General features: G+C 70.9%; 27 protein-coding genes and 1 pseudogene. 9 read left to right on the plus strand and 19 right to left on the minus strand.

Annotated elements, in window-relative coordinates:
• Window positions 1-13: 13 nt before the first annotated feature.
• Window positions 14-355, minus strand: a complete 342-nt coding sequence (locus ACT3SQ_RS14245) for a carboxymuconolactone decarboxylase family protein (protein WP_441443771.1) — start codon at window positions 353-355, stop codon at window positions 14-16.
• A gap of 227 nt (window positions 356-582) precedes the next feature.
• Here ACT3SQ_RS14245 and ACT3SQ_RS14250 point away from each other — a divergent pair, with 227 nt between their 5' ends.
• Window positions 583-924, plus strand: a complete 342-nt coding sequence (locus ACT3SQ_RS14250) for an MGMT family protein (protein WP_444601250.1) — start codon at window positions 583-585, stop codon at window positions 922-924.
• Window positions 925-951: 27 nt separating this feature from the next.
• Window positions 952-1,725: a pyrimidine reductase family protein gene (locus ACT3SQ_RS14255; RefSeq protein WP_442332236.1), complete on the plus strand. Its 774-nt coding sequence runs from the start codon at window positions 952-954 to the stop codon at window positions 1,723-1,725.
• Window positions 1,726-1,730: 5 nt separating this feature from the next.
• On the opposite strand, the gene ACT3SQ_RS14260 is transcribed toward ACT3SQ_RS14255, so the two are convergent.
• From ACT3SQ_RS14260 to ACT3SQ_RS14270, 3 genes are all read right to left on the minus strand, one after another.
• A complete protein-coding gene (locus ACT3SQ_RS14260) occupies window positions 1,731-2,417 on the minus strand; it encodes an NINE protein (protein WP_441443768.1) in 687 nt (228 codons plus the stop codon).
• 120 nt (window positions 2,418-2,537) lie between these two features.
• Window positions 2,538-3,188 (minus strand): VOC family protein, encoded by a 651-nt coding sequence (locus ACT3SQ_RS14265; RefSeq protein WP_441443767.1) that lies wholly within the window; start codon window positions 3,186-3,188, stop codon window positions 2,538-2,540.
• A gap of 268 nt (window positions 3,189-3,456) precedes the next feature.
• The gene (locus tag ACT3SQ_RS14270; RefSeq protein ID WP_441443766.1) at window positions 3,457-4,341 is read right to left on the minus strand and encodes a hypothetical protein; all 885 of its coding nucleotides are present in this window, start codon (window positions 4,339-4,341) and stop codon (window positions 3,457-3,459) included.
• Window positions 4,342-4,509: 168 nt separating this feature from the next.
• On the opposite strand from ACT3SQ_RS14270, the gene ACT3SQ_RS14275 reads away from it, so the two are divergent.
• On the plus strand, window positions 4,510-5,115 hold the full coding sequence (locus ACT3SQ_RS14275) for a flavin reductase family protein (protein ID WP_441443765.1): 606 nt from the start codon (window positions 4,510-4,512) through the stop codon (window positions 5,113-5,115).
• 113 nt (window positions 5,116-5,228) lie between these two features.
• Here ACT3SQ_RS14275 and ACT3SQ_RS14280 read toward each other — a convergent pair whose 3' ends face one another.
• Together ACT3SQ_RS14280 and ACT3SQ_RS14285 are read right to left on the minus strand one after the other, a co-directional pair.
• Complete coding sequence (locus ACT3SQ_RS14280; RefSeq protein WP_442332241.1) at window positions 5,229-5,687, minus strand: hypothetical protein; 459 nt, start codon at window positions 5,685-5,687, stop codon at window positions 5,229-5,231.
• Window positions 5,688-5,760: 73 nt separating this feature from the next.
• On the minus strand, window positions 5,761-6,354 hold the full coding sequence (locus ACT3SQ_RS14285) for a TetR/AcrR family transcriptional regulator (protein WP_441443763.1): 594 nt from the start codon (window positions 6,352-6,354) through the stop codon (window positions 5,761-5,763).
• Window positions 6,355-6,482: 128 nt separating this feature from the next.
• On the opposite strand from ACT3SQ_RS14285, the gene ACT3SQ_RS14290 reads away from it, so the two are divergent.
• Window positions 6,483-7,439, plus strand: a complete 957-nt coding sequence (locus ACT3SQ_RS14290; protein WP_444592265.1) for a zinc-binding dehydrogenase — start codon at window positions 6,483-6,485, stop codon at window positions 7,437-7,439.
• A gap of 92 nt (window positions 7,440-7,531) precedes the next feature.
• Here ACT3SQ_RS14290 and ACT3SQ_RS14295 read toward each other — a convergent pair whose 3' ends face one another.
• The 3 genes from ACT3SQ_RS14295 to ACT3SQ_RS14305 form a co-directional block, all read right to left on the minus strand.
• Window positions 7,532-8,368 (minus strand): SDR family oxidoreductase, encoded by an 837-nt coding sequence (locus ACT3SQ_RS14295; RefSeq protein ID WP_441443761.1) that lies wholly within the window; start codon window positions 8,366-8,368, stop codon window positions 7,532-7,534.
• 230 nt (window positions 8,369-8,598) lie between these two features.
• Window positions 8,599-8,973, minus strand: coding sequence for a type II toxin-antitoxin system VapC family toxin (locus ACT3SQ_RS14300; protein WP_444601251.1), 375 nt, complete (start codon window positions 8,971-8,973; stop codon window positions 8,599-8,601).
• A complete protein-coding gene (locus tag ACT3SQ_RS14305; protein ID WP_441443759.1) occupies window positions 8,970-9,233 on the minus strand; it encodes a type II toxin-antitoxin system Phd/YefM family antitoxin in 264 nt (87 codons plus the stop codon). The genes ACT3SQ_RS14300 and ACT3SQ_RS14305 overlap by 4 nt, the downstream gene beginning before the upstream one ends.
• Window positions 9,234-9,369: 136 nt before the next feature.
• Here ACT3SQ_RS14305 and ACT3SQ_RS14310 point away from each other — a divergent pair, with 136 nt between their 5' ends.
• Both ACT3SQ_RS14310 and ACT3SQ_RS14315 read left to right on the plus strand, forming a co-directional pair.
• Window positions 9,370-9,927, plus strand: a complete 558-nt coding sequence (locus ACT3SQ_RS14310; protein WP_444601252.1) for an STM3941 family protein — start codon at window positions 9,370-9,372, stop codon at window positions 9,925-9,927.
• 63 nt (window positions 9,928-9,990) lie between these two features.
• The gene (locus ACT3SQ_RS14315) at window positions 9,991-10,605 is read left to right on the plus strand and encodes a CPBP family intramembrane glutamic endopeptidase (protein WP_441443821.1); all 615 of its coding nucleotides are present in this window, start codon (window positions 9,991-9,993) and stop codon (window positions 10,603-10,605) included.
• 143 nt (window positions 10,606-10,748) lie between these two features.
• On the opposite strand, the gene ACT3SQ_RS14320 is transcribed toward ACT3SQ_RS14315, so the two are convergent.
• The 4 genes from ACT3SQ_RS14320 to ACT3SQ_RS14335 form a co-directional block, all read right to left on the minus strand.
• Complete coding sequence (locus tag ACT3SQ_RS14320) at window positions 10,749-14,201, minus strand: DEAD/DEAH box helicase (RefSeq protein WP_444601253.1); 3,453 nt, start codon at window positions 14,199-14,201, stop codon at window positions 10,749-10,751.
• 268 nt (window positions 14,202-14,469) lie between these two features.
• Window positions 14,470-14,853, minus strand: a complete 384-nt coding sequence (rbsD, locus tag ACT3SQ_RS14325) for a D-ribose pyranase (protein WP_444502432.1) — start codon at window positions 14,851-14,853, stop codon at window positions 14,470-14,472.
• Entirely contained in the window at window positions 14,850-15,779 is a 930-nt protein-coding gene (locus ACT3SQ_RS14330; RefSeq protein WP_444502431.1) for a ribokinase, read from the minus strand. Before ACT3SQ_RS14330 ends, rbsD begins: the two co-directional genes overlap by 4 nt.
• Window positions 15,776-15,946, minus strand: coding sequence for a hypothetical protein (locus tag ACT3SQ_RS14335; protein ID WP_444502430.1), 171 nt, complete (start codon window positions 15,944-15,946; stop codon window positions 15,776-15,778). Before ACT3SQ_RS14335 ends, ACT3SQ_RS14330 begins: the two co-directional genes overlap by 4 nt.
• 87 nt (window positions 15,947-16,033) lie before the next feature.
• Between ACT3SQ_RS14335 and ACT3SQ_RS14340 the strand changes: the two genes are divergently transcribed.
• Window positions 16,034-19,459 carry an exonuclease domain-containing protein gene (locus ACT3SQ_RS14340; RefSeq protein ID WP_444601254.1) on the plus strand — a complete coding sequence of 1,142 codons (3,426 nt, stop codon included), beginning with the start codon at window positions 16,034-16,036 and terminating at the stop codon, window positions 19,457-19,459.
• Between the two features lie 54 nt (window positions 19,460-19,513).
• On the opposite strand, the gene ACT3SQ_RS14345 is transcribed toward ACT3SQ_RS14340, so the two are convergent.
• From ACT3SQ_RS14345 to ACT3SQ_RS14355, 3 genes and pseudogenes are all read right to left on the minus strand, one after another.
• On the minus strand, window positions 19,514-19,828 hold the full coding sequence (locus ACT3SQ_RS14345; RefSeq protein ID WP_444601255.1) for a type II toxin-antitoxin system RelE/ParE family toxin: 315 nt from the start codon (window positions 19,826-19,828) through the stop codon (window positions 19,514-19,516).
• Window positions 19,825-20,109, minus strand: a complete 285-nt coding sequence (locus tag ACT3SQ_RS14350; protein WP_087484810.1) for a ribbon-helix-helix domain-containing protein — start codon at window positions 20,107-20,109, stop codon at window positions 19,825-19,827. Before ACT3SQ_RS14350 ends, ACT3SQ_RS14345 begins: the two co-directional genes overlap by 4 nt.
• 62 nt (window positions 20,110-20,171) lie before the next feature.
• Window positions 20,172-20,270, minus strand: a pseudogene (locus tag ACT3SQ_RS14355) (hypothetical protein); the annotation flags it as partial.
• A gap of 193 nt (window positions 20,271-20,463) precedes the next feature.
• Between ACT3SQ_RS14355 and ACT3SQ_RS14360 the strand changes: the two are divergent.
• Both ACT3SQ_RS14360 and ACT3SQ_RS14365 read left to right on the plus strand, forming a co-directional pair.
• Window positions 20,464-21,480: a hypothetical protein gene (locus tag ACT3SQ_RS14360; RefSeq protein ID WP_444599571.1), complete on the plus strand. Its 1,017-nt coding sequence runs from the start codon at window positions 20,464-20,466 to the stop codon at window positions 21,478-21,480.
• Window positions 21,477-21,824: a hypothetical protein gene (locus ACT3SQ_RS14365; RefSeq protein WP_444599570.1), complete on the plus strand. Its 348-nt coding sequence runs from the start codon at window positions 21,477-21,479 to the stop codon at window positions 21,822-21,824. The genes ACT3SQ_RS14360 and ACT3SQ_RS14365 overlap by 4 nt, the downstream gene beginning before the upstream one ends.
• Window positions 21,825-21,845: 21 nt before the next feature.
• Here ACT3SQ_RS14365 and ACT3SQ_RS14370 read toward each other — a convergent pair whose 3' ends face one another.
• From ACT3SQ_RS14370 to ACT3SQ_RS14380, 3 genes are all read right to left on the minus strand, one after another.
• Window positions 21,846-23,549: an ABC-ATPase domain-containing protein gene (locus ACT3SQ_RS14370; RefSeq protein ID WP_444599569.1), complete on the minus strand. Its 1,704-nt coding sequence runs from the start codon at window positions 23,547-23,549 to the stop codon at window positions 21,846-21,848.
• 48 nt (window positions 23,550-23,597) lie between these two features.
• Window positions 23,598-25,016 carry a plasmid pRiA4b ORF-3 family protein gene (locus tag ACT3SQ_RS14375; RefSeq protein ID WP_444601256.1) on the minus strand — a complete coding sequence of 473 codons (1,419 nt, stop codon included), beginning with the start codon at window positions 25,014-25,016 and terminating at the stop codon, window positions 23,598-23,600.
• Between the two features lie 88 nt (window positions 25,017-25,104).
• Window positions 25,105-25,752: a hypothetical protein gene (locus ACT3SQ_RS14380; protein WP_444599567.1), complete on the minus strand. Its 648-nt coding sequence runs from the start codon at window positions 25,750-25,752 to the stop codon at window positions 25,105-25,107.
• Window positions 25,753-25,827: the final 75 nt, after the last annotated feature.

Below are 25,827 nucleotides of genomic sequence, written 5' to 3' on the forward strand. Positions count from 1 at the left end.
CTCCGCGCGGAGGTCAGGCGTGGTGCTCGTGGCCCTTGAGGACGTCGAGCGCGAGGGTGGAGTGGGCGTAGGCGCCACCGGCCCGCATCTCTGCGGCCACCCAGATCGACTCCATGATCTCCTCGTCCGTGGCACCTGCCCGGGAGGCGAGCTTGGTGTGCCCCTTGATGCAGTACGGGCACTGGGTCACGTGGGCGACGGCCACGGCGATCAGCTGCTTGGTCTTTCCGGGCAGGGCGCCGTCCTCGAAGACGGCCTTGCTGAACTCCGCGAAGGCGCTGTCGATCTTCGGGGCCAGCTCCTTGCGGCGCGCGCTGACGGCAGGGGTGGCCTGGGGATAGAGCGGATCGGTCATGTCGACTCTCCTTCGCAGGGTGCATCTTCGCGGGGCACATCGGGTCCTTCCCTGCTCACGATAGACCTGCTTCCAGGCGGTGGCGCTGGCTCGGAGATCACAGCGATGACGGGGGCCTGAGCGCATACAGTGCGGTCAGGAGCCTGCGTCGGTCAGGAGCCTGCGTCGGTCACGACCGGGCTGGCGCGCTCCGCAGGTTCGGAGAAGGTCGAGGAAGGGACGGTGCCGTGGAGGATCCCGCCGCTGCCGTCCGCGCGGTCGCCCTCACGATCCCGTCGGGCAGCGTGATGACCTACGGGGAGATCGCCTTCGCGACCGGCCTGCACCCGCGCCAGGTGGGCCGGATCGTCGGCCTCATCTCCGAGTCCATCCCCTGGTGGCGGATCCTCCGCGCTGACGGGACTCCCGCGACCTGCCACGGCGGGACCGCCCCGGCCCTGCTCGCGAAGGAGCATGTTCCCTTCCGCGGGAACCGGGTGGATCTGCGCGCGCTGCGCCAGCACCACGCCGCTCCCCCGCACCCCTCGCAGCCCCCGCAGCCCCCGCAGCCCCCGCAGCATCCATCCTGAGCTTCACCCGCCCCCCAGGAGTCGCCCATGACCTCGATCCAGTCGCTCTGGCCCACCCCCGGCGCGGACCTGACCGACGAGCAGCTGCTCGAGCTCTACGCGCCGCCCGCCGGCCCCTGGCTGCGGATGAACTTCATCTCCAGCCTCGACGGGGCGGTCACCCGCGACGGGCTCTCCGGCGGGCTCGGCGACGAGGCCGATCATCGCGTCTTCGAGCTGCTGCGCCGGTGGGCGGATGTGGTCCTGCTCGGGGCCGGCACGGCGCGCGCGGAGGGCTACGGCGGGATGCGGCTGCCCGAGGAGGCGGAGCGCTGGCGGGTGGAGCAGGGCCTCGCGCCACAGCCCGTCTTCGCGCTGGTGACCCGGCGTCTGGATCTCGATTCGGCCTCACCGATCTTCACCGACGCCCCGGTCACGCCATTGATCTTCACCGTCTCCGAGGCGCCGGCGGAACGGCGGGCGGCCCTGTCCGAGGTGGCGGAGATCGTCGATGTGGGCGAGACGGTGGTGGATCCGGCCGTGGTCCGCGCGCAGCTCGAGGCGCGGGGCCACCGGCGGATCCATTCCGAGGGCGGGCCCACCCTGTTCGGGGCATTCCTCGAGGCAGGCGTCGTGGACGAGCTCTGCCTCACCCTCGCCCCGACCCTCGAGGCGGGCTCTGCCATGCGCATCACGCAGGCGCCGCAGTCGGCGCCCACGGCGATGGAACTGGCCGGCGTGCTGCGCGGCGGCGACGAGCTGCTGCTGCGATACACGAAGAGCGGCGGCGGAGATCCCGGCGCGGGTGGCGTGACGGGCTGACGTTCCTACTCGGGCAGCGGGATCTCGGGCAGGATCTGCTCGGGCTCGGGCAGCTCGAGGCTGACATCGACCGTCCAGCGTTCCTGGCGCCGGTCGTAGCGGCCGGCGATCGTGGCGTGGAGGGTCAGGTGGTGGCCGCGCTCGGCCATGCCGGCCAGCAGCGGCGCGTAACGGCTCGCGTTCTGGCGGGCGAGGAAGCCGACGTGCCGCCCCTCGATCCACACCGAGACCGCGAGGCCCGGATCGTGGGGATCGTGCGGCTCGAGGCTGAGCGCGGCGATGCGCTCGACCTTGGAGTAGGAGCCGTTCTGCGGCACGCCGTCCAGCAGGTGCGCAAAGGCGCCGGACCGAAGATGCTCACCGACCACCTCCGTCATCATCGAAGTGCGGGCCGGCGGCTCGACGCCCGTCCCGGCAGGCGCCAGCGGCACCCGCTCCCCCTCTGCCGTGCCGGCGCTCGGCACGGAGGCCGGTTGCGCGGGTGCGGTCCGGGCTGCGCGGCCGGCGCGTCGCACGTCGACTGCACGCAGCACGATGTCCACCAGCCACCAGATCCCCAGCCCGCCGAGCGTGAGGAGCTTCAGCAGGCCGCGGATCGGGTGCCCGATGTAGAACCGGTCGATGCCGAGAAAGCCGAGCAGGAGGGAGAGCACCAGCGCGGAGGTCGGGTCGTACGGCTCCGGGCGGGGCATCGGGCTCCTGAGTGCGTGGGATCGGCGGCCGACGGGGCGCCGCTGCGCGGGCGCAGCGGGAGGTCGGACAGTACCGAGCTTCCCACAGCGGCGTGGACGGGTGGAGCGCTCGACCTTGCCTCAGATCGTGATGTCGCGGCCGTCCTCGGTGCGCAGCTGGAGCACGAACCGGGAGCCCTGCGCCTCACGGATCTCGGCGACACCGTCTCCGAGGCCGAGGGCGTCGGTGGACTTCTGCTGCGGGCCGGGGTTGACCTCGATGCGCTCGAAGGAGACCAGCTCGATCGAGGGAAGGCCGCTGAGGCCCGGGTGGTCGGTGGTGCCCCAGTCGATCAGGAACGGCACACCGTAGTTGCGCGGGGCTGCGGCCTGGGTGAGCCGCCACTGGAGCTCGGTGCCGTCGGCGGTGGTGCGGGAGAGCTCCTCCACGTCGCCGGGGTCGAAGCCCGCGGCGCGGGCGCGCTCGACGACCTGGTCGATGCCCTCGGGATGCACGGCGTAGGTGATCAGGGTGGGCTTCTTCAGGCGGTTGATGCTGAAGGTCTTCGGCAGCTCCTCGCCCTCCCGCTCGGGATCGGGGCCGATCAGCTCGATGTAGTGCGGGCGCGGCTCGCCGTTGACGGTGAGGGCCACGAGCGCGTTGGCGGTGCCGGTGGGGTGGGTGCCGCCGGGGGCGGCGGTGATGCCGGTGAGTTCGTGGAACCAGTCCACGATCTCGGCCAGGTCGGGGCCGGCGATGACGATGTGGTCGAGCAGGCGGGGAACGCTCATGAGCTCTCCTTGGGGAGGGTCGGTAGGAAGGGCCAGGATCTCGGGGTCGCCGAGGAGTGCAGGAGGCGGCGGGCTCCGCAGGAGAGGGCGCCACCATTGTTGGTACCGACGTTACCTGTTCCGTACTGCCGATCGCTCTCGCTCAGCACCCTCAAGCCCAGTGGTTGGATCGATCTCATGGTTTCTGGTGCTCGCGGCCTCCCTGCACAGTCCTTCGCAGGCTGACGTGCACTGAGATGCTCGTGCGGCCGCCGGCCGACGTGCGCACTCACTCGCCGGAGCCGGCGCCTCCGCTCCCACTGTCCCCACCGCTCGAGCCCGCACCGTCGCCCTGCCCCGAGGGTGAGGTCGGCGGGTCGATCGGAGCCTCGTCCAGGCCGCCCGAGGTGCCGCCCTGGTCCGTCGTGGTCCCGTCGTCCTGCTCCCCGCCGGAGCCTTGGCCGGAGTCCTCCGGCACCTCGGTGGCCGGGGCCTGATCGTCGCCCTGCTCGGAGATGTCCTGTTCAGAGTCGTCCTGCTGTTCATGACCGTCGTCCGTCGAGGAGGAGTCCCCTCGCGGTGAGACCGCGTCGGAACCGGTGACCGACCGCTGGATCTGTCCCGTGCCCGGGGACAGCTCGGTGCCGGTGATCCTCTGGATGCCGAAGATCGCGCCGATGCCGATCAGTGCGATCACGGCGGCCAGCAGGGCGATCTTCACGATCCGGCGCCTGGTGGTGGAGGCATCGGAGGGTGCCTCGTCCATGCCGGCGAGCGCGCCGGGAGCGCTCTCCGCATCGTCGGGGCGGTCGCGTCGAGCGCCCGTGCGGGAGGAGTGAACACCGTTCTTCGGCGCGGAATGGGGGCGCTCGCGACCCCGGGCGGCGACTTCCTTGAGCTTTCGCGTGCTCCTGGTGACCGAGTCGGTGTAGAAGGCGAGTGCCGTGGCGGAGACCACCGAGGTGAGCGCGGCGCCGATGACGGTGCCCGCGATGCCCAGCTGGCCGCCGACGACCGTCGCGGTGGCCGCGGCCGCTCCACTGGCGATCAGACCCATCGGGGAGAGCTTCTTGATCTGCAGATCCGGTTCACCGCCCGGGCTCTGCGAGGGAGGATCCTGCGCGTCGGGCCCAGCAGCGGAAGAACGAGCGGAGTGACGCACGGGGGAAGCCATGGGTCTCATCCTGCTCGGCAGTGTCAACGTTCGCCACGGCGGTCCTCACAGTTGCCTGGGAGCAGCACAGATCCGGCCGTGGCCTGCAACGATGCCGCTGATGAAGAGCATCACAGTCGCGATGACGTCACACCTGGCCAGGGTGCGGTCCTGAGACACAATGAGCCGATGACCCACTTCTATCGGCCCTCCGAGGGGCACCGCCTGCCCCACGACCCGTTCAATGCGATCGTCGGGCCGCGTCCGATCGGCTGGATCGGCACGCTGGATGCCGAGGGTCGCCGCAATCTCGCGCCGTACTCGTTCTTCACTGCGCTGAACTACCTCCCGCCGCTCGTCGGGTTCTCCAGCAACGCCTGGAAGGACACGGTCGCCAACTGCCAGGCCACCGGCGAGTTCACCTGGAACCTGGTCACGCGCACCCTGGCCGAGCAGATGAACGCCTCCGCGACGACCGCCGGGATCGACGAGTTCGACGCCGCGGGGCTGGAGGCCGCCGCATCGAGCGAGATCGCCGCGCCACGGGTGGCGGCGTCTCCGGTGAACTTCGAATGCCGCGTCACCCAGATCATCGATCTGCAGGCAGCCTCCGGGGAGGCCTCCGGCTCCTGGTTCGTGGTCGGCGAGGTCGTGGGCGTCCATATCGAGGAGTCGTTGCTGGTCGAAGGGATCTATGACACCGCCGCGGCGGAGCCGGTGCTGCGGGCCGGCGGGCCCAGCGCGTACTTCGGGATCGACCTGGCCCAGAAGTTCGATATGCACCGGCCGGACTGAGGCTTCTTGTCAGCAGGCCTGCTCCGCGATGTTCGACCACCTCGCGCGGCAGCTGACCCTGCGAAATGTCCAGCTCTGTGGCGGAGCTGGCACCGCTCAGAATCCGCGGGCGTTCACCGGCTCGATCTTCGGAGGCGACCGGTCCGTCGGCACCATTCCAGGTAGTGCTCGAGGAGCGGCACAGCGTCCGGATGCGGGAGCCACCTGCCCACGTGATCCTGCCTCGGGGAGAGGGAGAGCCGCGCGATCTGCACCTGCCTGCGGTTCCGGAGGAGCACGAAGAACGCCGAGGACCGTCCGGGGCGCTTGGGCGGCTGCAGCGCCGCCGCCTCCTCCCACGGGATCACCTCCAGGTCGCCGGAGGCGCGATGCGCCACGATCCCCTCCTCGTGGATCACCAGCTCGGACTGCAGCATCGTGACGATCTCGTGCCTCCGCACGGCGAGAGCCATGCCGCCGCACCCCATGCCTGCGGTGCCGAGGAGCGGGAAATACACGCTGTCGATCTGGGAGCCCAGGTACACCGCCAGCACGATCAGGACGGGGGTGCATCGTGACCGCGAAGACGGCATCGGGTCCCTTCAGGGCGGCACCTGCACTCCTGCTCACTGGCGGAGCGGGGACACGGCCACCGGGTCACCGCGCTCACGGCAGCAGCGGTCGCAGGGCCTCCACGAGCGGGCCGACGCCCTGCGCGACGTGCTCCTCGAGAGGGACCGTGGGCCGTTCCTGACTCGCCCACTCCCGGAGGCAGCGCGAGGCAGCGGCGGACAAGGCGGCGCTGACCAGTCCGATCATGGCCGGATCAGCCTCGGGCACCCGCCGGATCACCCCCCGGAGGACGCGCTCGGAGGTGTCCTGGGCGATCAAGGTGGCGTAGGCGCGCAGCTCGTCCTCCCGCTCGGTCAGCCGCATCCGGGCGGCGAGCGCCGCATGCTCCTCGACCCCGTAGTGCGCGTTGACCAGCAGGCCGCGCTGGATCAGTTCCACCACCGGATGGGTGGGCCCGGAGTCCAGGGCGTGGTCGATGTCCGCCGCGCGCAGGTCGTGGTCCGCCCAGATGATGTCGCGCTTGGTGCGGAAGTAGGCGAACAGGGTGGTGCGGCTGACCCCGGCCTCGCGCGCGATGCTCACCAGCGATGTCGCCGCGTAGCCCTGCTCGAGGAAGAGCTCGAGTGCGATGTCGCGGATCTCGGCATGGCTGGTCCCGCGCGGCCGCCCCGGCCCTCGTCCGTTCATGGGGCCATTATCCGTCATCGCAGATCCGTGAACACATTTCCGAACACTGTTAGACTATTCGTGCACGGCGAGGATGCCGTCACGCTCCCGACCTCTCACCGCCGGGACCCACCATCGAAGGGAACGCCATGAAGGCTTGGCAGTACATGGGCGACCGCACCCCCATCCAGCTCAACGAGGTGCCGGAGCCGACCCCGGGGCCCACGCAGGTGATCATCGACGTGCGCGCGGCCGGGCTGTGCCACTCGGACATCATGTACATGGAGGTGGGCGACGGCGTGATGCCCTTCCTGCCGATGACGCAGGGTCACGAGAACGCGGGCGTGATCACCGCGCTCGGTGCGGAGGTCACTGACTTCGCCGTGGGCGACGTGGTGGGCGTGTGCAGCTCCGGCGTCCAGCTGCCGACGGGCATGTTCACCCCTGGCGGCTTCGCCGATCAGCTCGCCGCCGACCACCGGGATCTGGCGCGGGTCCCGGAGGGCCTGGACCTCTCCCTCGCCGCTCTCGGCACCGACGCGGGGATGACCAGCTATCACGCCATGATCAAGGTGGGCCGGGCAAGCGCCGGCATGAAGGTCGGCGTGATCGGGTACGGGGGTCTGGGCCAGATCGGTGCCCGCGCTGCCGTGCTGGCGGGCGCCGAGGTCCACGTCGCCGAGACGAAGGAGGAGGTCTGGCCGCTCGCTCTCGAGGCCGGTGTCACCGCCTGCGTCGCGGACGCGCAGGAGTGGGTGCCCACCGGCCAGGCGATGGCGGCGGGCGACTTCGACCTGATCGTCGACTACGCCGGTTTCGAGACCACGCAGACGGCGCTGAACGCGGTCAGGCGCGGCGGAAAGGTGGTGCAGGTGGGCCTCGGCAGGCCGACCTTCACGATTGCCACCAACTCCATCCTGGGCAAGACCCTCGAGGGCTCCCTCGGCGGCACGGTCGAGGACATCGAGGAGGTCTATGACCTGATGGTCCGCGGCGAGATCACCCCGCGCTTCGAGGAGATCCCCTTCTCGGGCATCGGCGAGGGCCTCGAGAGGCTGAGGAACAACCAGGTCACCGGACGACTGGTGGCGCGCTTCGGGGACTGAGCACTCCCGCTCCGGCGTCGGCGCGGCACCACCGCGTCGGCCGCCGGAGCGTGAGCGAGGGGGCCCGCAGCCCCTGCCCCGCAGGACTGGGGTCAGGACTGGGGAAGAGTGATCCTGCCGCTGCGCACCCCGGCCACCACGCCGCCGTCGACCAGCAGATCGGTGCCGGTGACGAAGGTGGAGTCCGGGCCCAGCAGGAAGGCGGCCGCGGCGGCGATGTCGGCGGGGGTGCCCACGCGCCCGCTGCCGGAGCCGGCGATCATGGCGCGCATGCCCTCGCCGCTCTCCCCCGCCAGCTCCTCCTGGCCCATCGGAGTGGAGATCACGCCGGGGCTGATGGTGTTCACCCGCGCTCCGCGCTCACCCCAGGTGGTCGCGGCCGCATGCACCCGCAGCTGGTTCGCGCGCTTGGAGATGCTGTAGGCGACGCCGGGGTTCGCCACGGCCCCCTCCTGCAGGAACGGCAGGGACAGCAGCTCCTCCGTAGGGGTGCCCAGCAGGGCCTGCTCCATCTCCGCGGGGAAGCGGCCCACAGTGAAGGTGCCGGCCATCGAGGCGATGACGATCCCGGACCCGCCGGGGGCGACCACCTTCGCGAACTCCTCCAGGCTGACGGCCACGCCGTACAGATCCACCCGCAGGATCGCGGCGGTCGGCGCCTGCATCGGGGAGAGCCCGGCGGTGTGCACCACGCCGGTGACCGGGCCGAGCTCGGCAGCCGCGGCGGCGAGCGCGGCGACCGACTCGCGGGAGGTGACGTCGACCTTCCGGGTGGTCACTGCGAAGCCCTCGCCGCGGAGGGTCTCGGCCACGCGCTCCAGGGTGGTCTCGTCGAAGTCCGCAAGCAGCAGCTGCCTGCCCGTTCCGGACCGCCGGGCGATCGCCTCGCCCATTCCGCCGACACCTATCACTGCCAGGACATCACTCATGATCCAGCTCCTTCGCCGAGTCCGCCACCGGGCGGGAGCCACGGTGCTGGTGCATTATTGAACACTGTTCGGTCGGGAGGATGCTGGGAGGGGGTGTGGGCCTCGGGATCAAGGCGCCGGGGGCGCGCACCCGCACCGCCCGGTCGGGCGCGATGAGGAGTCTCCACACCCAGGACCGTGGCGCTCGCGGGGACATTCCGGCAGCTGTCACGACCGCGGTCGGCCCGGGGTCAGCGATGGATCGCGAGGCCGTGGCGCTGCGCCGCGAGGGCGAGCTCGCGGTCGTAGGTGGCGATCGCGGAGACGTCCGTCCCGTACAGCAGCGCGGTCGACAGGTGCAGCGCGTCCAGTGCGCACAGTCCCGCCTGCAGGGACAGGGCGTGGTCGATGATCTCATCGTCGACCGCGTCGAGCTCGACGCGGCGCAGGATCGCCGCGACGTCCTCCAGCGATCCCCCTCGGCGGTTCACGGTCGCCTGCAGCTCGACCTCTAGCAACCGTGAGGACAGCAGCTCGGCTCCATCGGCGAACAGCGCCTCGACCTCGCTGACCTCGGGCTCCCGGCTGAGCAGCTTGTACGCCGCGGAGGTGTCGAGGTAGATCACGCCCGGTCTCCGCGCATGTCCTCGAGCATCTGTTCGGTGCTCCAACCGTGCAGCGGGGTGCGGATCTCCGGAATGCCTCGCTCCGTGGCGGGGCGCAGCGCTCCGGTGGCGAGTCGGCGCGCCCGGCGATTCGAGGGCACTGGGGTCAGCTGCGCGATCGGCCGGCCGCGATCGGTCACGGTGATCTGCTCGCCGGCTTCGACGCGGGCGAGGACACGTGCGGTCTGCTGATTCAGCTCGGTCCGGGTCACGTCGGCCATGAGATCACCGTACACCCACGTACTAGTTCTAGTACACGGTGGTTGTGGATCGTCTGGTGGGAGCGCAGCCACCGCGCACTAGCCTGGTCGTCGGCCCTGTCCGGGGCCCTGGCACACAGAAGGAGTACGACGAGGCATGCAGACCACCGGAGACATGACCAGTTCCCCTCAGATCGAGGCATGGGCAGCGGCGCTGTCCCGCAGGGAGGAGGTCGCGCTCCACCGGTCGCGGCTCAAGAGCGTCCTCCTGGCACTGGTGATGCTGGTGGTCGGCCTGATCGGGCTCGCCCTCGGCCTCGCCGCCGATCTGGTGCTCGCCCTCACCGGCTGGCTGCTGGTCCTCGTCTCCATCGTCTCCGTGGTGGTGCTCGTGCGCCGGGCACTCTCGCGGCGGCCCGCCGCGGTCGTCACCGCCGAGGGCATCACGGTGGGGCGCGGCACGGCCGGTCCGATCCCGTGGTTGCAGATCACCGACGTCTCCGTGATGCGCTCGGGCGCGAGCTCCTTCGTCATCCTCGCCGTCACCGAGCAGGAGCGCCGCCGCCAGAGCGGAGACTCAGCGGGCGTCGAGCTCGATCTCGCACGAACCGAGGAGGAGTCACAGCCCGTCATGTGGCTCCCCAACGGGCTCGCGGCCGACGAGAACGAGCTGGCCATCTGGCTGACACGGGAGCTCACGGCGCGCCGGGCCTGAGATGGGCGGCCGAGCCGCCGCAGCAGCCACTCAGAGATGCGGCCACCTACAGTGGACGGCGTGATGGCGACGACCTCGACGACGGCTGAGGCTGCTGCCCGCCGCCGCACGGCGCGCCTGGCTGCGGGCGTGATCGTCGTATTCGCGCTCGGGCTGCTCCTCTGGGCCGGTCCGGATGCCGCCGCTTTCGCCGCGGAACTCGGTCTGGGCACCGACATCCCCGCCTCCGGGTGGATCGTCGCCGCTCTCGCAGCAGCCTGCTATGCGGGATACACGCTATGGGCCGTCCCGGAGATCCGTCCGGTGGCTCTCGAGGTGTCCTGGTTCCGGGCTCTCGCCGTCCCGCTGGCGCTCGGCTCCGGCCTGATCGAGGAGATGTTCTTCCGGCATCTCCTCATGTCGTGGTTCGCGGCGGTGGGCCTGGGAACGGTGCTGCAGATCATCGTCTCCGCGCTGCTCTTCGCGGCGACGCACACGATCTGGGTGGTGTTCGGGCGCAGCTGGAAGGCGGTGCTGCCGATCCTGCTGTCGACGTTCGGGCTCGGCGTGCTGATGGCGCTGGTATACCTCGCCTCCGGGAGGATCGTATTGCCCGCCGTCGCCGCTCATATCGCGATCAACCTGCTCATCGAGCCCGGTCTGCTGCTGAGTTCCGCACGCCACGCGGTTCGGCGGTGACATACCTTCGCCACCGGGACCGCGTCCACCGGGTGCTGCATACCGCGCGTGACATCCCCTCGGGGTTCCTCGACGACTGACAGTGACGCGACGTGGCGGTCCGGTCGCCGCAGCACATTGCGTCCGCCGGCGCACTGCAGCGTTCACCCATCGCCGGCGAGCAGCTCCCGCACGTCGTCGGCGGTGAGGGTGCCGTTGAAGGCCTGGTTCCCGTCGGTCAGCGCGTTGAACAGCGCGGCCTTGCGCTCCTGCAGGGCCAGCACCTTCTCCTCGATGGTGTTCTCGGCGACCATGCGGTACACCATGACGCTGCGCGTCTGCCCGATGCGGTGGGCACGGTCGACCGCCTGCGCCTCCGCGGCGGGGTTCCACCAGGGATCCAGCAGGAACACGTAGTCGGCCTCGGTGAGGGTGAGGCCGAACCCGCCGGCCTTCAGACTGATCAGGAACGCCGGCTGGTCGCCGCTGCGGAAGGAGTCGATCACGCCGGCGCGATCGCGGGTGGAGCCGTCGAGGTAGGCGTAGCGCACGCCCCGGTCCTCGAGTGCCTGGCCCACTCGCGCCAGGTGCGAGGTGAACTGGCTGAAGATGATCACCCGGTGCTGCTCGGCCAGGATCTCGTCGAGGTGCTCCAGCAGCGCGTCCAGCTTCGAGGAGGGCACCTTCGCGTGCTCCTCGGCGACGATCGCCGGGTCCAGCGCCAGCATCCGCAGCAGTGTGAGGGAGCGGAACACGACGAACCGGTTCCGGTCCATGTCCTCCAGCAGGCGCAGCATCTTCTGCCGTTCGCGCTGCAGCACGCGATCATACAGCCGCCGATGGGCGGGCTGCAGGGGGACCCTCACCACCTGCTCCTGCTTCGGGGGCAGGTCCGACGCCACCGCGCCCTTACCGCGGCGCAGCATGAACGGGCGGATCCGTCGCCGGAGCCGACCCAGGCGTTCCTCGGAAAGCCGGCGTCCCTCCTCACCGGACTCGGCACGCTCGATGGGCGTGAGGTATTCCTGCCGGAAGCGCTGCCAGGAGGGGAACAGGCCCTGCGCGGTGAGGGACAGGATCGCCCAGACGTCCGAGAGCGAGTTCTCCATCGGGGTGCCGGTGATCGCCAGGCGGAACGGGGCGCGGATGCGGCGGGCAGCCCGGTGCGCCTTGGTCACGCGGTTCTTGACGAACTGCGCCTCGTCCAGGATCAGACCGTCCCAGCCCGGAGCGGCGTAGTCCTCCTCGTTGATCCGCAGCAGGGCGTAGCTGGTGACGACGACGTCCGCGCCGGCTGCGGCCTCGGCGACCGTGCTGCCGCGTCGAGCGGTGGTCGAGTCCAGGATGCGCACGTCCAGCTGCGGGGCGAACCGTTCGGCCTCGGACTTCCACACCGACAGCACCGAGGAGGGCGCGATGACCAGGAACGGTGGCGCGTCAGGGCGGAGGGTGCGGGCGCGCATGATCAGGGCGAGGGTCTGCAGGGTCTTGCCCAGTCCCATGTCGTCGGCGAGGATCCCGCCCAGATGGTGGTCGTAGAGGAACGACAGCCACGCGAAACCCTCGTGCTGGTAGGGGCGCAGCGTCGCCTGCAGTCCTGCTGGCACCTCCGGCACCGGGATCTGCTCGAGGGCTCTGAGGGCGCCGACGCTCTCGCGCCACGCCGTGGTGTCGAGTGCTTCGTCAGCGAGGTCCTCGAGCTCGTCCCACAGGCTCACCTGGTACCGGCTGATGCGCTGGGAGTCGGGCTCCCAGTCGTCCATCGCCCCGGCCTCCTGGATCAGCGTCCGGAGCCGGTCGAAGGTGGGATGGTCCAGCCGGAAGTAGGTGCCGTCAGGAAGCAGCACGGAGGGCTCCTCCCGGGTCAGGGCGGTGAAGACAGCGGTGAAGGGCACCGGGTGGCCGCCGATGGTGACCTCGAACCCGAGGTCGAACCAGTCGTTGTCCTGCGGGTCCGTGGAGTCGGCCTGGGAGATGCGCAGCGACGGATCTCCCCGCAGCTCGGCGTAGCGCGGTCGGGTTCCGATCTCGCGGACGTCGACGTGCTCGAGCGTCTGCAGCGCGGGCAGCACCTGGTCGACGAAGGCAGCGGCATCGACACCGGCGAGCTGCTGCTCGGCCCGGGCGGCCGCGTCCTCCCAGTGCTCGCGCACGGACTCCAGCACCGCGCCCTCATGGACGGCATCGCGCGGCCCGCTCAGCTCGCGGCCGAGGGGGACTCTTCGGCGGGGAGCATCGTAGGCCCACGCCCAGTGCAGCTCGGCCCGGTCCTCGGACAGGTGCCGCACCTCCAGCTCGAGCCGCGCCCGGGCCGGCTCTGGGAACTCGACCGAGGCGTCCGTGCTGGTCACCTCGATGACGGAGCGGAGCTGCGGGGCGACGTCGCGAAGGAACTCCTCGGCATCGGGTGCCGGGATCCGCAGCGTGTCCTCGTGCTCCAGCAGCCGGCGCACGGTCTCGGGCATGGGCTTCGCGGCGGGATGGAGCACCACCTGCACGCTGGTGGCGCGGGGAGCCGTCCTGACGTCGATGAACCCGCCAGGGCCGGCGGGGCGCAGATCGGTGCGCGGCACGCCGTCGATCTCGGCCATCGCGGAGACGAGGAGATCACCGCCGTCGGCCTGGACCTCGAGGTGCACGTGGGCCGGGTCCTGCCAGGTGACGTCCGCGATGATTCCCATGCCGACCAGCGGAACCCCTGCGCGGACTGCCTGACCCAGCAGCTCCCAGCCGTCGCGGGAGCGCAGATCGTCCAGGAGCAGCCGCTCGTCGGAGTAGCCGCCGTACGGCTGGTCGAGGGCTGCCGCCCGCGCGAGCCGGCCCAGCAGCTCGGCGTGCTCCGCGGGGAACTCGGAGTGGGCGGTCGGGTACTGGGAGGTCGAGTACTGGAACGCACTCCAGGACAGGCCGCCTTTGATCCATGGCTTCGCGGCCCCCGCGCGCAGGGGCAGCAGCCCGACGCTGAGCAGTGCCCCCTTCTCCACACTCGCGGTCGTCGCGGGGACCGAGGAGTACCGCGAGACGGCGTGCCCGCGCGCGCCGGCCCGGAGCTCGACCCCGAGCGCCAACGCCGTGGTCTCACGGCTCGTGGCGACATCGATCAGCGGTGCCAGGGTGCGGCGCCACGGTGCAGGGGATGGTGGCGGCGAGATCTCGCGGGATCGCGGTGCGCGCGGTGCGTGATCGAGAGCGTCGTCGAGAGCGTCGCCGAGACCGTCGTCGGAAGCGCGCAGCAGCCCACTGCGCATCGCCTCGGTGGTCACGGTGTACATGAGAGCCGCGGCGTGCTTGCAGGCCGTGCCCACCGGGCAGTTGCACCACGAGTCGACCGGCTCTCGGGCCGTCAGCCCCAGCGACATCGAGGGGCCCGCCGTTGCGGTCCGAGCGCGGTTCTCCCGCAGGGTGACCTGGGTGCGGTACGGCTGAGCGCGGGTCCCGCGCACCTCGCCCTCCAGGGTGAGCGTGCCTGCCCGGGTGGAGGTGGCGGACTCCTCCCAGGCCACCCTCCCGACGGCGCCCGAGCGGCTGTAGCGCTTGCCCCGCTGGGCGGCGGTCGTTCCGGTGAAGCGGATGATGTCCTGCTCGCTCACATACGGCAGGGAGGAATCAGCGCTCATAGCAGCATGGTGGCACGGAGGGCGGGCATCGGGGCAGCCAGTCGGATCGGACTGTCACCTGATCGTGCGGCAGTCCCGATCGTGCTGGACAAGCTGGAGAAGACTCGGGTGAAGTATCCCGCCTCACCGGGCTGACACGAGATTCTGCGAGTCAGGGCGGCCCACGCGCCATCCCGAGACGCACCCCGTGCACGCCGAAGCGGGGGCACCCATCGGTCAGTGGATGCCCCCGCTTTCACGCTGCCGATCTAGCAGTGATACCTCCAGGTCAGAACGGCACCCCGCACCGCACGATCACGTTCGCGTACGGGGTGGTCTCCCCCGTGCGCACCACGAACCGTGCCTGACCGGTCAGCTGCTTGAACTCCTCATGCGGCACCGTCTCGGCGCCCGGGAGGCGGGCATCGAACAGCGCACCGACCGGCGAGCCCGCTGCCTCGGTGGCGATGACCGCGCCTTCCACCTCGATCTCGGCGAGGATCGCATCCAGCACCTCGGCGAAGCCGGGCACGCCGAGGGTCACCGCGAGGTCCACGCGCGCCACCCCGGGCGGCACGGGCAGGCCCGCGTCACCGATCACGAAGGTGTCGGTATGGCCCAGGCGGGCCAGGTGCGCGGACAGCTCGGGGTGGAGGATCCCGCCGCGCTTCATGCGTTCACCTCCGCGAGCGGGGGCAGCTCGTCGCCGGTGCTGGGGTAGCTGGGCTGGGCGCCGTTGCCGGTCGCCGCGTACGCCCCCACCTGGGAGGCGAGGCGGGCAGCGGCCAGGAGGGACTCGCCCCGGGCGAGGCCCACGGCGAGCGCACCGATGAACGCGTCGCCGGCGCCGGTGGTATCCACCGCGGTGACCGGGGCAGCGGGGATGCGGTGGAGTCCGTCGGCGTCAGCCACCAGGGAGCCCTGTGCCCCCAGGGTGAGGACCATCGAGGCGATCCCTGCGTCGCGGAGTGCGGCGACGATCTGCTCCGGGTCCCCCGTCCCGTCGGCACCAGGAGTGAGCTGCGCGAGGACCAGGGCGGCCTCGTGCTCGTTGACCACCAGTGGGTTCGAGGCGCGAAGCACCGCGGGGTCGAGCTCCATGACCGGGGCGGGGTTGTGCAGGAACCGTCCGGTGACCAGGGCCGGCAGGGCCTCGATCCCGTCGCGCGGGATCTCGCCCTGGCACACCACGATCGCGGAGGCCTCGAGCACCTTCTTCGCCGACGCCACCTGGGCGGCGTCCACCGACGCATTGGCGCCGGCGATCACCACGATGGAGTTCTCACCGTCTTCCGCCACGGTGACGATGGCCAGGCCCGTCGGCCCCTCGACCTTGCGCACGCCGGTCAGGTCCACCCCGGCGGCGCGCAGACCGGTCAGACCCACCTGGGCCTGGGCGTCGGTGCCGACCGCGCCGATCATCCGCACGTCCCCGCCCAGCTTGGCGGCGGCGACGGCCTGGTTCGCGCCCTTGCCGCCGGGCAGCATCTGCCCGCCGGTGCCGTGGAGGGTCTCCCCCGGCAGCGGGTGCCTGCGCACCTGGGCGATGAGGTCGACGTTGATCGAGCCGACCACCGTGATCACGCCGGCCGGGCTCACTCGTCGTCGTGAGGGCGACCGTGCGGGTCGGGCTCGGACCGCAGCTGGTCCGCGACCTCCTCCTCCGGGCGGGGCGCCATCGACTGGTCCTCCTCGAGGGTGGGGATCGGCGGCTCGCCGGTCTCAGGGACGGGCTCTTCGGCGGGCTGCTGGGTTCGATCGGTCATGACGAGGCCTTTCATGCTGTGGTCGAGCCAGGATACGCATGGCCGTTCATCGGTCGGCCCCGTCTGGGATGATCAGGGGGACGTCCGATGGACTGCACGGAAGGGGTGGCTGTGGGGCTGCGTGATCGTCTTCGCCAGCGCTCGTCGTCGCAGCTCGGTGCCGACTCCCCGTCCCTTGCCTCCGCGGCGCGTTTCGCCGTGCTCGATGTGGAGACCACCGGGCTGGACCCCTCGCGGGAGAGGATCCTCGAGATCGCGATCGTGCACACCGATGTGCACGGACGGGAGCTTCACCGCTGGAGCACGCGGATCAACCCCGGCATTCCCGTGCGTGCCACCCACATCCATGGGATCACCGACGCGGATGTCGCCGGCGCACCCCGCTTCGCGGATCTCGCGGTCACGATCGGGATCGCTCTGCAGGGCTTCGTGGTCGTCGCGCACAATGCCGAGTTCGACGTGGAGTTCCTGCGCGCGGAGTTCGCCCGTGCCGGGATGCCGATGCCGCGCTTCTCCACCTACTGCACCCTGCAGGGCAGCACGCTGTACCTGCCTCAGCTGCGGCGACGCACTCTCGCCGAGTGCTGCGCGGCGCTGGGCGTGCCCCATCAGCAGGCGCATTCGGCGCTCGGGGATGCGGCGGCGACGGCAGGGCTGCTCGAGCGATTTCTGGCGCTGGATGCGCAGACCGGCTACGACGCCCCGCTCACGGCGACGCGGGCACTGCGTGCGGCAGCCCCCGCAGAGCAGCGCGACAGCCGGCTGACGAACCAGAATCCGCCCGGAACGGGTCGTCAGCTGGCTGTCGACGTGCCAGCGTCCGCGGCAAGTGGTGCGCCGTCCCCCGCTGCGGCGGTGGCACCCGTTCCGGTGCCGGCGGGCGACGCTCGCCCCGTTGACCTCTCCCCCACCGCGATCAGGGCCTGGGCCCGCTCACAGGGCATCGCCGTCGGTGATCGCGGGCGGATCAAGGCCGAGCTGGCCGCGCAGTACCGTGCCGCGATGGGCGTGAGCGGCGCCGCCCCCGCGGCGGTGGGCCCGGCGGCGGCTTCGGCGGCTGCGGCTCCGGCGGCGGCCCCGGCGGAGCAGCGCAACAGCCCGCTGGCGAACCAAGAATCGCAGAAATTGGGTCGTCAGCTGGCTGTTGACGTGCCGGCGTCCGCGGCAGTTGACACGCCGGGCCCCGCTGCGGCGCCGGCACCGCCCGCTGCCGCCGCGCCGCTCACCATCACCGAGGACTTCCGGGCGGCGCTGGACCACCTGCACGCCGGCCATCACCTGTTCCTCACCGGCAAGGCGGGCACGGGCAAGTCCACGCTGATCCGCCACTATCTCGAGCACACCGAGCGGTCCACGATCACGGTCGCCCCCACGGGGATCGCGGCGCTGAACGTGGACGGGTACACGATCCATCGCCTGTTCTCGTTCCCGCTCGGCGTCACCGAGGAGACGGTGCGCGGTCCCGGCTACTACCCGGGCCGCTTCGCGAAGGCGCTGAAGAACCTGGACACGCTGATCATCGATGAGGCGTCGATGGTGAGGGCGGATCTGTTCGACGCGCTCACCGCCGCGCTGGAGCTCTACGGGCCCCGGCCCGGCACACCCTTCGGCGGGGTGCAGCTGGTGCTGGTGGGGGACCTGTACCAGCTGCCGCCGGTGGTCACCGATCAGGAGGCGGGCTGGATCGAGGAGCGCTTCGGCACCCCGTTCTTCTTCTCCGCCCGCTCCTTCGACACCGAGACGTTCCCGGTGGTGGAGCTGTCCACGGTGTTCCGTCAGCAGGGCGATGACGCGCTCGTGCACCTGCTGAACGCGGTGCGGGAGGGGACGCTGCTGGAGGATGCGCGGGCGGAGCTGAACCTGCGCACCGACGCCGAGTTCGAGCCTGCGCTGGATGAGTTCTGGCTGACACTCGCGACCACCAACCGGATCGTCGGCGCGCGGAACAGGCAGATGCTGGAGCGGCTGCCGGATCCGGCACTCACGTTCACCGCCCGCCTCACCGGCAGCACCGACGGGTTCGAGCATCCCACCGAGGAGACGCTGCGGATCGCGGTGGGCGCGCAGGTCATGCTGCTGAACAATGACCCGTCGGACCGCTGGGTCAACGGCACCCTGGGCCGTATCACGGCGATCGGTGCTGATGAGGACGGGCCCGTGGTCACGGTGCTGCTGCGCGACGGCCGCACCGAGCACGTGCGCGAGCACACCTGGGAGATCACCCGGCCGAGCGTCGAGGGCGGCTCGCTGGTGCACGAGATCGTGGGCACGTTCACGCAGCTGCCGATGAAGCTGGCGTGGGCGATCACGATCCACAAGTCCCAGGGGCAGACCCTGGACCGGGTGGTCGTGGACCTCACCGGAGGCACCTTCGCGAACGGTCAGCTGTATGTGGCGCTGTCGCGCTGCACGAGCCTCGAGGGGCTGGTGCTGAAGCGCGAGGTGCTTCCGCGGGATCTGAAGACGGATCAGCGGGTTCGCCGCTATCTCGCCACCGGCGCCGCGGCGACGGACACGCTCGGCGAGGCGTACCTGTCGGTGCTGACGGTGGGCACCGTCGGAGATCGGTGGCGGCCCCGGCCGGTGGAGATCGCGGTGGTCACCGACGACGGCGACGAGATCTCCACCGTCATCAACCCCACCTCGGATCTGTTCTCCGCGCGGGACGAGTTCGGCGTCACCACGCGGGACGTCCAGCTCGCGCCGCTGCTCGCGGAGGCGTGGCCGGCGCTCTCGGCGCTGCTGGCCGGGCGCGTGCCGGTGGGGGTCGGGGTGGATCGTCAGCTCGCGCATGTGGATTTCGAGCTGAAGCGCAACGGGATCGTGGAGCCGGTGCCGCTGGGGATCGAGGTGCCGGAGCGTCTGCTGACTGCCGAGGAGCGTCGGCGGCTCGCGGCGCCGACGGCGCTCGAACGGGCCCGCGCGATCCGGGATGCGGCCCGCCGGGTGCGGGCCGACGGCGGCGAGCTGCCGGGCACCGGGATGGCGTTCCGGCAGGTCGCGACCGGGCACGGGTATCTGCTCGCGCGCGCGTCCGGGCCCTCCGGCACGACGGCGCCGACGGGCTTCGTGGTGGGCGGGAACCTCGGCGCGGAGGACGATTCCGCGGCGGTGCTCGCGCGTCTGCTCGAGCAGACCTGGCAGCGGGTGCTCTCCCCCGATGCGGAGGTGGTGGAGCGGCTGCGCGCGGTCGAGCAGCACTTCGGGGTGAGTGTGCTGCCGGAGGGCTTCGAGGCCGACGGGCCCGTGCTCGCGGCCGACGTGCTGGTGCCGGGCGCGAAGGTGTGCTTCTCCGGCACCGTCCACTCCCCGCGGCACGGCTGGCTCGAGAAGGAGGAGCTGCACGCCATGGCCGAGGCGCGCGGGCTCGTGGCCGTCCCGAACCTGACGAAGGTGCGCACCGATGTGCTGGTGGTGGCCGAGGCAGGGTCGCAGTCCACGAAAGCGAAGAACGCGGCGCGGTGGGGCAAGCCGATGCTGACGGCGGAGGAGTTCCTGGAGTGGGTGGGGTAGGTGCGATCAGCACAAAGAAGTACGCCCTGAGGCACCGCCTGCGCTTCGGGGCGACTACTCGAGCTCTGCGGCGATGAGGGCTTCGTAGTCGCTCCCGCCGTAGTAGACGCCAAGCACCTCGACGGGTTCCTCTGTCACCGCGAAGGCGATCACGACTCGACGACGGAATCCGATTGTGCGCAGACCGGGCCGGAGATCATCGCGCGCAACGCCGATGTACGGGAAGACGACCAATCCGTCGCAGTAATCGAGAATCGCGGCCAGATAGCCAGCAGCGCGTTCCGGATATCCGGACTCATCTGCAATCCATGTGTAGAGGTCGGTCAGTTGCTCTCGTGCTCGCGGAGCGTAGACGACACGACGGTTCATGCCCCGCTCGACGCAGTGCGCTCCTCGTGGACCATCGCAAGATGCGCGCGCATGTCGTCGGCGCTGATCGCCTGCGACGGATCGGCGCGCAGCTCGTCGTACGCTGCGACGACGTCAGAGCGCAGCCAAGCTTCCACAGCCTCATCGCGCGCGAACAGGGCGCGCAGTCCATCGCGGAGCACTTCGCTCTCACTCGCATACGCGCCCGATGCAACGCGCTCCTTCACCGCATCAGCCATGCCCGTAGGAAGGGTGATGCTGAGCTGTTTCGTAGTGCGCATGGCGCCTCCTGCCACATGAGTAGGATTCAATCCTACTCCTGGGCGTCCGCTGTGCACAGTGGTCATCTCACGCCCGACGCGGCGGACCCGCGCACGAGCCGCAGCTCCCGCCAGCGGTTCACGGCCGCGTGCAGCTCGAGCGATCGCGGCCGGGCGAGGTGTCCGGGGACTTCTCCCCATGGGCAACCCCCTCATCTCTCACTACATTCGTGAACCATCAGGAACGGTGACGAGGGGGCAGCGGTGTTTCACGGGGCGGATGTGGAGGCGCTGCGGGGGTGCGCGGCGCAGGTCGGGTCTGAGGCGGAACGGCTCGGCGCGATGGTCGGGACGCTGCAGACCGCAGCCAGGAGAATGCAGTGGCAGGGAGAGGACGCCCACGAGTTCCGCGAGCGTCTGGAGCAGGCGGTCACCGACGCCGAGCAGGTGTCCGACCAGCTGCGTGGGCGCGGTGACGAGCTGCGCAGTCATGCCGACGAGCAGGAGCAGGCCTCGAGCACCGAGGCGGCGGGCGGCGGGCAGGCCGGGGCCGCCGAGTACGACGACACCGGCGAGGCGTTCATCTGGTGGTGGGAGGACGGCGGCAAGTGGCCCCTTCAGGACCGCACCGACATCCGCGATGACATCCCGATCGATGACCCGTCCGAGTTCGGCATCGCGGCGATGAATCAGCGCGGCATCCCGAACTGCGTCACGATCGCCCTGCTCGGCGGGCTGTCCGAGCAGGATGCCGAGTTCTTCATGAACAACCTCGAGCAGGTCTCACCGGGGGTGTACGAGGTGACGCTCTTCGAGAACGGTCGTCCCGTGGTCCACACCGTCGAGGGCGACGTGCTGCCCGAGGGGGCGAGGGGTTCCGATGGCCGCCAGAACTGGATGACGCTGTACGAGGCGGCGCTCATCCAGCACGGGGTCCTCCAGGAGGACGGCACGTACTCGGGCTACTCGGAAGCGATGATCGAGGCGATCACCGGAGTCCCGGCACCGTCCATGATGGTGCCGATCAGTGCCGAGACCGACGTCGAGAACGGCATCGGGGGCTTCTACGATTACTCCGACGGGGTCGAGCTGAGCCAGTTCGCCGCGCAATACCTCCACGATCAGGGCTACACCGTGATCTTCGGGACCGAAGGCAGGACGGCGACCGATCCGCCTCTGGTCGAGAACCACGCATATGTGATGACCGGAGTCGACGCCGAGGGGAACGTGGTGCTCGAGAACCCGTGGGGCGCCGGGGATCACTATGGAGGCAAAAACGGCGACCGCCGCCTGCATCTGAGCGATGAGCAGCTCGGCCAGAACATGGACGCGACGCACGTCGTGCCACCCTCCTCCGAGTGGGCCCGCGGGCCCTGGAAGGCACTGCGATGACCAGCACCATGACCACGGATGACGGCACCACGCGCGCCAGGATCCTCCAATCCACCCGGGCGATGCTCGCAGAGGTGGAGGTAGGAGTCCTCTCCGCACGCGTCGGGGAACTCCCCGATGGTGGCGAAGGGCTGCGGGCGCAGCTGGAGATCACGGTCCCGGAAGGCCGCGAGATCGTGCTGCTGGAGATCGGGGATGAGGTCTCTCTCGGTGACCACGGCGTGCTGCAGCTCGCTCACATCGACCCGGCGACACCGGGAGCTGGCGGGGCGGAGATCGCTGCCGCGGACCGCGCTGTCGTGTATCTGGAGCTGCGTCCGGCAGGGACGTCGACGACGCGCTGATCGGCACGGCCGCCGGGCTCGTCAGATGAGCCGCAGCCCCCGCCAGCGGTTCACGGCCGCATGCAGCTCGAGCGGGCGGGGCCGGGTGAGGTGCCCTGGGTGGCCGCGGTGGGGTGAGAGCACGTCGAGTCCCTCGGCGTCGACCCGCTCGCACAGCGCCGTGATCGCCTGTTCGAGCGTGAGCGGAGCATCGCCTGGTCCGGGCTGGTCGAGCAGCTCGGCGAGGCGGTCCAGGGCGTGGGCGATGGCCTGGGTCTGGGCGGCGTCGACCAGCTGGGATATGGCGGCGAGGTCGATGTGCTCGTGCCCGAGGCGGATCGTGTCCCGGCCTCGCGCACTGGCGGGCTTCTTCTTGCCCGGTGGGCGCAGCGTGCCCGGGGCCGGGATGCGGGGGCGGGCTGCGGCGAACACGCCCTCCGTGGGCGCCGGCGCCCGCTGCTCGGCGAGCGCGCGGGCCTGGGCGGTGACGTCGCGGGGGATGTACTCGTCGAGCACGATGACGTGATCGGCCACGTCGAGGAAGGCGGCCGAGCCGCCGGCCACCAGCACGGTGGAGACGCCGCGCTCGCTCAGCAGCGGGCGCACCCGGTCCACGAGCGGGGTGATGGGTTCACGCTCGGCCGGGACCAGGGCGCGCATCCGCTCGTCGCGGAACATCATGTTGGTGGCGGCGCTGTCCTCGTCGATCAGCAGCGCGGAGGCGCCGGCGTCGACCGCTTCGACGAGGGAGGCGGCCTGGGAGGTGGAGCCCGAGGCGTTGGTGGTGGAGAAGGCGCGGGTGTCGGCGCCCGAGGGCAGGCCGGTGAGGAAGGGCGAGATGTCCACGCCGGTCACGGCGCGGCCGTCCTCGGCGCGGATCGCGGCGGCATCGTTCCGGGTGATCACCCATTCGCGGCCATCACCCGACCGGTGCGGGTAGACGCCCTTGGCGAGCGCGCGCAGCAGCGTGGACTTGCCGTGGTAGCCGCCGCCCACGATCACCGTGACGCCTTCCGGCACGCCCATCCCGCTCACGCACCGGCCGCTGGGCAGAGAGAACTCCACCCGCAGTGAGGAGGGGCTCGCGAAGGGCACGGCGCCGTCTGCGAGCGGCAGGTCCGAGTCGCCGGCGCGGCGGGGCAGGATCGCGCCGTCGCCCACAAAGGCCACCAGGCCCCGCTCGGCGAGCTGGTCGCGCAGCGCCTCCTGGTCACGGTGCAGGGTGACGTGCTCCCGCAGTGCCTCAGCGTCCAGATTCGCGTGGAGCAGGGCCGTCTGGGCGAGGCGCGGCAGATCCTCGGTGAGCAGACGGGCGGCCTCGCGGCCGCGGATCCGGCGCCCCGCAGCGGGCAGCGCCACCGCGAGCCGCGCTTCGACGCCGTCCGACGTGAGGGCGACGCTGGTGCGTTCGAGCACCTCCTGGCCCGGGGCGCCCGTGCTGATCCCCTCCCCCAGCTCTGCGGCGGCGCGCGCGACGGCGCGGGCCAGGAAGTCCGTGGCAGCGACCCGGCCGCGGTGATCGGAGAGGAGATCCTGCGGCAGGTCGGCGTCGGCCCGATCGACGATCACCCGCATCAGCGACGGCGGGGCGTAGGGGTCGACCTGCACATGATCGACCACGAGACGGCACACGCCCAGGTCGTAGCTGCCCCTCAGCTGCTTGTAGGCGCCGTAGCTGCGGGAGTCGATCGCGGTGAGGGTGCGGGCGAGGGCGGTGGCGTCGGCGGTCATGGGTCCATCAGACATGACGCCGCGGCTCCTTCGCATCCGTGGCCGACGCCTTTCTGCCTGCGCTCACTCCTGCGCGAGCGCCTCGCGCGCCAGTGCCCGGGCGACGTCGGACCAGTCGCCGCGCGCAGCGCGTCTGTCCTGTACCGGGGTGATGTTCCGCAGAACGGTCGTGGCGGGCAGATCACGCACCATCCAGCGGTCCACGGCGCCGTCCTCGGGGGTGCGCCAGCCGAGCCGGTCGAGAGCCATCGGTGTCGCGTGCGGATCCACGGCGGTGCCGCTCGGGGTGGATCCGATGTGCGCGAGCAGCAGCACGGTGGCGTCGTGCGCGAAGGAGCCCGGCGGTGGGATCAGGGACTGGGCGAGCAGGGACCACAGCGCGTCGGGATCCTCTGCCGCCGGACGTGCACGGCGGGTGGGCAGCAGCTGCCCTTTGAAGGTGCGCAGGATCTTCAGGTGCTTGAGCGCCTCGCGGAAGTGGAACAGCGGGAACGCGTTGATCTCGCGGTTGTTCTTCCCGATCCAGTCGCCCATCTCGGGCACCACCCGGCTCGCGGCCTCGACGTCCGCGGGCTTCAGGTAGCCGGCCGCAGTCAAGGGCAGTCCACCATCGGCCGCACGGTCCAGGAACCAGGAGACGCCGCGCAGCGCCGTGCGCTTCTCCTCCGCCGACGGCGCGTCGGTGGCGGTGGCCAGTGCCAGCGACCTGGCGAGCAGGTCCTCCCGCACCGGGGACGGAGGCAGGCGGGTCACGACCGCGGTCAGCACGGCAGAGGCTCCGTACGAGGCGGGGTCGAGATCGGCGAGCTCGAGGGAGCGCTGGAGCCCGGCGAGGTCGAAATGCGCCGGATCCGGGAGCACGCCGGCGAGATCCTCTGCGCGGGTGAAACCGCCGCAGTCCTCGGGCGGGGCAGCACGCCGTCCGCTGAGGGCGCGGGCGGGCGGGGAACCATCCCCTGCCGGGCGCACGGATTCCAGCAGCAGTCGCAGCTGCCAGTCATCGCCGTAGTCATAGACGTATCCCAGGCGGTCTCCACTGGTGCTGAGCACCTCGTCGAGCCGCACCTGCGAGGCGGGAAGCCCCTCGTCCTCCCCCTCGGCGACGTCGAACGGGCACAGGAACAGCTGTGAATCGAAGTCGAAGGGGGTCCCGCCAGCGGCGAAGCGCCACAGGTGCGCATCGAACCAGCCGAAAGCAGTCTGGAGGATCCCGTGGACCTCCTCGAGCGTGAGATCCGAGCGCAGCTCGAGCCGGCGCCAGATCGGAGGGACCGCATGCTCGAGGTCCACACGGAGCGTGAACAGGGCAGGTTCCTCGAGCGGCGGGCGGCGCAGTTCGGGCCGCTCGGGGCGGCGCACCGTTCTGCCCGAGGCGTCGAGCAGCCCGTTGAGGATCCCGTGGATCTCCTCAGAGCTCATCTCGCTGAGCTGCGCGCGGAACTGGCGCAGGAGCTCGTCATCGGGTGTCTGATCCGAGGGCATGAGGTCACGGTACCGGTACGGGCTCTGGACGGAACTGCGGTGCGACGGCGACGGTGGGGGTTGAGAGTGGCCTGCTCGGGCCTACGGATCAGACGAAGCCCTCCTCGACGAGGACGCATCCGCTCTCGGTGATGACGTGGGCCTGGCCCGAGCCGCCCACCACGCGGCTCCAGCTCTCCACCATGAGCCGGTCGCGGTGGACGGAGAGGCTGAACCCGCCGTACATCCCGGGGTACGGGACCCACAGGGCCTTTATCCGCTCCATGACCAGCAGCTCGGTGGGCACGGGACGGAAGCGGACCGGGTCGAGCTGCCGGGTGCGCTCGGCGATCAGGTCGGCGAGGCGCGAGTCCCAGGCCGCGAAACGGCGCCGATCGCTCGCGCTGACGTCGCGCACGGCGAGCGTCTCGAGCAGGTGGTGGTGGCCGCGCTGGTGGGCGATGTCGAGCGGTCGGTCGCCGTCTGCCGTGCGCAGCGCCCGCAATGCACCGGCGCGGAGGAGCCGCTCGGCCACGTCCACGGGCGCGCCGTGCCATGCCACCTGGTGCAGCGGGGTGAACCAGGAACGGCCGTCGATCCGCCACTGTCTCGCGCCGCTCCAGGTGCCCTTCTCGACGAGGTTCAGGACCGTGTCCCAGCGGCCCGCCTTCGCGGCGTCGGCGAGGCGGTCGGCGTGGTCGACGAGGTCTTCGTTCAGCACGTCGGGGTCGAGGACCCCCTGCCATTCGCTGGTCATGCCTGCCCCCCTCGGTTCGGTGGTGGGGCCAGTATGGCGGAGCAGGGGGACAGGCCGGTGGCTCTCGAAGCTGGT

Source organism: Brachybacterium sp. AOP42-C2-15 (genome assembly GCF_052377065.1).
Classification (GTDB): Bacteria; Actinomycetota; Actinomycetes; order Actinomycetales; family Dermabacteraceae; genus Brachybacterium.

Bases quoted from the DNA above. Each gene is read 5' to 3' on its own strand.
- ACT3SQ_RS14245 (WP_441443771.1), bottom strand. From the start codon at position 355: ATGACCGATCCGCTCTATCCCCAGGCCACCCCTGCCGTCAGCGCGCGC.
- ACT3SQ_RS14255 (WP_442332236.1), top strand. From the start codon at position 952: ATGACCTCGATCCAGTCGCTCTGGCCCACCCCCGGCGCGGACCTGACC.
- ACT3SQ_RS14260 (WP_441443768.1), bottom strand. From the start codon at position 2,417: ATGCCCCGCCCGGAGCCGTACGACCCGACCTCCGCGCTGGTGCTCTCC.
- ACT3SQ_RS14265 (WP_441443767.1), bottom strand. From the start codon at position 3,188: ATGAGCGTTCCCCGCCTGCTCGACCACATCGTCATCGCCGGCCCCGAC.
- ACT3SQ_RS14270 (WP_441443766.1), bottom strand. From the start codon at position 4,341: ATGGCTTCCCCCGTGCGTCACTCCGCTCGTTCTTCCGCTGCTGGGCCC.
- ACT3SQ_RS14275 (WP_441443765.1), top strand. From the start codon at position 4,510: ATGACCCACTTCTATCGGCCCTCCGAGGGGCACCGCCTGCCCCACGAC.
- ACT3SQ_RS14280 (WP_442332241.1), bottom strand. From the start codon at position 5,687: ATGCCGTCTTCGCGGTCACGATGCACCCCCGTCCTGATCGTGCTGGCG.
- ACT3SQ_RS14285 (WP_441443763.1), bottom strand. From the start codon at position 6,354: ATGAACGGACGAGGGCCGGGGCGGCCGCGCGGGACCAGCCATGCCGAG.
- ACT3SQ_RS14290 (WP_444592265.1), top strand. From the start codon at position 6,483: ATGAAGGCTTGGCAGTACATGGGCGACCGCACCCCCATCCAGCTCAAC.
- ACT3SQ_RS14295 (WP_441443761.1), bottom strand. From the start codon at position 8,368: ATGAGTGATGTCCTGGCAGTGATAGGTGTCGGCGGAATGGGCGAGGCG.
- ACT3SQ_RS14305 (WP_441443759.1), bottom strand. From the start codon at position 9,233: ATGGCCGACGTGACCCGGACCGAGCTGAATCAGCAGACCGCACGTGTC.
- ACT3SQ_RS14310 (WP_444601252.1), top strand. From the start codon at position 9,370: ATGCAGACCACCGGAGACATGACCAGTTCCCCTCAGATCGAGGCATGG.
- ACT3SQ_RS14315 (WP_441443821.1), top strand. From the start codon at position 9,991: ATGGCGACGACCTCGACGACGGCTGAGGCTGCTGCCCGCCGCCGCACG.
- ACT3SQ_RS14320 (WP_444601253.1), bottom strand. From the start codon at position 14,201: ATGAGCGCTGATTCCTCCCTGCCGTATGTGAGCGAGCAGGACATCATC.
- rbsD (WP_444502432.1), bottom strand. From the start codon at position 14,853: ATGAAGCGCGGCGGGATCCTCCACCCCGAGCTGTCCGCGCACCTGGCC.
- ACT3SQ_RS14335 (WP_444502430.1), bottom strand. From the start codon at position 15,946: ATGACCGATCGAACCCAGCAGCCCGCCGAAGAGCCCGTCCCTGAGACC.
- ACT3SQ_RS14340 (WP_444601254.1), top strand. From the start codon at position 16,034: ATGGACTGCACGGAAGGGGTGGCTGTGGGGCTGCGTGATCGTCTTCGC.
- ACT3SQ_RS14345 (WP_444601255.1), bottom strand. From the start codon at position 19,828: ATGAACCGTCGTGTCGTCTACGCTCCGCGAGCACGAGAGCAACTGACC.
- ACT3SQ_RS14350 (WP_087484810.1), bottom strand. From the start codon at position 20,109: ATGCGCACTACGAAACAGCTCAGCATCACCCTTCCTACGGGCATGGCT.
- ACT3SQ_RS14360 (WP_444599571.1), top strand. From the start codon at position 20,464: ATGCAGTGGCAGGGAGAGGACGCCCACGAGTTCCGCGAGCGTCTGGAG.
- ACT3SQ_RS14365 (WP_444599570.1), top strand. From the start codon at position 21,477: ATGACCAGCACCATGACCACGGATGACGGCACCACGCGCGCCAGGATC.
- ACT3SQ_RS14370 (WP_444599569.1), bottom strand. From the start codon at position 23,549: ATGTCTGATGGACCCATGACCGCCGACGCCACCGCCCTCGCCCGCACC.
- ACT3SQ_RS14375 (WP_444601256.1), bottom strand. From the start codon at position 25,016: ATGCCCTCGGATCAGACACCCGATGACGAGCTCCTGCGCCAGTTCCGC.
- ACT3SQ_RS14380 (WP_444599567.1), bottom strand. From the start codon at position 25,752: ATGACCAGCGAATGGCAGGGGGTCCTCGACCCCGACGTGCTGAACGAA.